Origin of the sequence: Sporosarcina quadrami (genome assembly GCF_014836615.1) — a bacterium.
GTDB classification, from domain to species: domain Bacteria; phylum Bacillota; class Bacilli; order Bacillales_A; family Planococcaceae; genus Sporosarcina; species Sporosarcina quadrami.
Map to the genome: position 1 here is coordinate 1 of NZ_JACSQN010000035.1, position 2984 is coordinate 2984.

Sequence of the window (2984 nt, forward strand, 5' to 3'; positions counted from 1 at the left end):
TGATCACTTATGGAATTCAGGATGCCTCACAGCTGAATGAAAACCGAAAAGGTTAAGTTAGAAAGGGCGCACGGCGGATGCCTTGGCACTAGAAGCCTAAGAAGGACGGCACTAACACCGATATGCTTCGGGGAGCTGTAAGTAAGCTTTGATCCGAAGATTTCCGAATGGGGAAACCCACTGCCTTTAATGGGGCAGTACGTTTACGTGAATACATAGCGTAAACGAGGCACACCCGGAGAACTGAAACATCTAAGTACCCGGAGGAAGAGAAAGAAAAATCGATTCCCTTAGTAGCGGCGAGCGAAACGGGAAGAGCCCAAACCAGGAAGCTTGCTTCCTGGGGTTGTAGGACACTCTATACGGAGTTACAAAAGGCTGGATTAGACGAAGCGACCTGGAAAGGTCCGCCAGAGCGGGTAAAAGCCCCGTAGTCGAAAGTCCATCCCCTCCAGAGTGGATCCTGAGTACGGCGGAACACGTGAAATTCCGTCGGAATCCGGGAGGACCATCTCCCAAGGCTAAATACTCTCTAGTGACCGATAGTGTACCAGTACCGTGAGGGAAAGGTGAAAAGCACCCCGGAAGGGGAGTGAAATAGATCCTGAAACCGTGTGCCTACAAGTTGTCAGAGCCCGTTAATGGGTGATGGCGTGCCTTTTGTAGAATGAACCGGCGAGTTACGATTTCATGCAAGGTTAAGCAGCGAATGCGGAGCCGCAGCGAAAGCGAGTCTGAATAGGGCGCATGAGTATGAGGTCGTAGACCCGAAACCAGGTGATCTACCCATGTCCAGGGTGAAGGTAAGGTAACACTTACTGGAGGCCCGAACCCACGTACGTTGAAAAGTGCGGGGATGAGGTGTGGGTAGCGGTGAAATTCCAATCGAACCTGGAGATAGCTGGTTCTCTCCGAAATAGCTTTAGGGCTAGCCTCAAACGTTAGAATCTCGGAGGTAGAGCACTGTTTGGACTAGGGGCCCATCCCGGGTTACCGAATTCAGACAAACTCCGAATGCCGATGATTTATGTTTGGGAGTCAGACTGCGGGTGATAAGATCCGTAGTCGAGAGGGAAACAGCCCAGACCGCCAGTTAAGGTCCCCAAGTATCCGTTGAGTGGAAAAGGATGTGACGCTGTCCAGACAACCAGGATGTTGGCTTAGAAGCAGCCACCATTTAAAGAGTGCGTAATAGCTCACTGGTCGAATGGCGTTGCGCCGAAAATGTACCGGGGCTAAACGGATCACCGAAACTGCGGATTGACACCTTTGGTGTCAGTGGTAGGAGAGCGTTCCAAGGGCGTTGAAGCTAGATCGTAAGGACTGGTGGAGCGCTTGGAAGTGAGAATGCCGGTATGAGTAGCGAAAGAAGGGTGAGAATCCCTTCCACCGAATGCCTAAGGTTTCCTGAGGAAGGCTCGTCCGCTCAGGGTCAGTCGGGACCTAAGTCGAGGCCGAAAGGCGTAGACGATGGATAACAGGTTGATATTCCTGTACCACCTCCCCGCCGTTTGAGCAATGGGGGGACGCAGAAGGATAGGGTGAGCGCGCTGTTGGTCATGCGCGTCTAAGCAGTGAGGTGTGAAACGAGGCAAATCCCGTTTCTATAACATTGAGCTGTGATGGCAAGGGGAATAATTCCCTGGAGTCCCTGATTTCACACTGCCAAGAAAAGCCTCTAGCGAGGCGGGAGGTGCCCGTACCGCAAACCGACACAGGTAGGCGAGAAGAGAATTCTAAGGTGATCGAGAGAACTCTCGTTAAGGAACTCGGCAAAATGACCCCGTAACTTCGGGAGAAGGGGTGCTCTGGTAGGGTGTTAAAGCCCGAGAGAGCCGCAGTGAATAGGCCCAGGCGACTGTTTAGCAAAAACACAGGTCTCTGCAAAACCGTAAGGTGACGTATAGGGGCTGACGCCTGCCCGGTGCTGGAAGGTTAAGAGGAGAGGTCAGCGCAAGCGAAGCTTCGAATTGAAGCCCCAGTAAACGGCGGCCGTAACTATAACGGTCCTAAGGTAGCGAAATTCCTTGTCGGGTAAGTTCCGACCCGCACGAAAGGCGTAACGATCTGGGCACTGTCTCAACGAGAGACTCGGTGAAATTATAATATGCGTGAAGATGCGCATTACCCGCGACAGGACGGAAAGACCCCGTGGAGCTTTACTGTAGCCTGATATTGAATTCCGGTGCAGCCTGTACAGGATAGGTAGGAGCCTTTGATTCCGGAGCGCCAGCTTCGGAGGAGGCAATGGTGGGATACTACCCTGGCTGTATTGGACTTCTAACCCTTGCCCGTGATCCGGGCAGGAGACAGTGTCAGGTGGACAGTTTGACTGGGGCGGTCGCCTCCTAAAGAGTAACGGAGGCGCCCAAAGGTTCCCTCAGAATGGTTGGACATCATTCGTAGAGTGCAAAGGCATAAGGGAGCTTGACTGCGAGACCTACAAGTCGAGCAGGGTCGAAAGACGGGCTTAGTGATCCGGTGGTTCCGCATGGAAGGGCCATCGCTCAACGGATAAAAGCTACCCCGGGGATAACAGGCTTATCTCCCCCAAGAGTCCACATCGACGGGGAGGTTTGGCACCTCGATGTCGGCTCATCGCATCCTGGGGCTGTAGTCGGTCCCAAGGGTTGGGCTGTTCGCCCATTAAAGCGGTACGCGAGCTGGGTTCAGAACGTCGTGAGACAGTTCGGTCCCTATCCGTCGCGGGCGCAGGAAATTTGAGAGGAGCTGTCCTTAGTACGAGAGGACCGGGATGGACATACCGCTGGTGTACCAGTTGTCTTGCCAAAGGCATCGCTGGGTAGCTATGTATGGACGGGATAAATGCTGAAAGCATCTAAGCATGAAGCCCCCCTCGAGATGAGATTTCCCATTACGCAAGTAAGTAAGATCCCTCAAAGAAGATGAGGTAGATAGGTCCGGGGTGGAAGCGTGGCGACACGTGCAGCTGACGGATACTAATCGATCGAGGACTTAACCTA

Annotated in this window: 1 rRNA gene; it reads left to right on the forward strand. The window is 53.1% G+C overall.

What is annotated here, in order from left to right:
• Positions 1-50 precede the first annotated feature (50 nt).
• Positions 51-2984: ribosomal RNA gene (locus H9649_RS17680) — 23S ribosomal RNA — on the forward strand.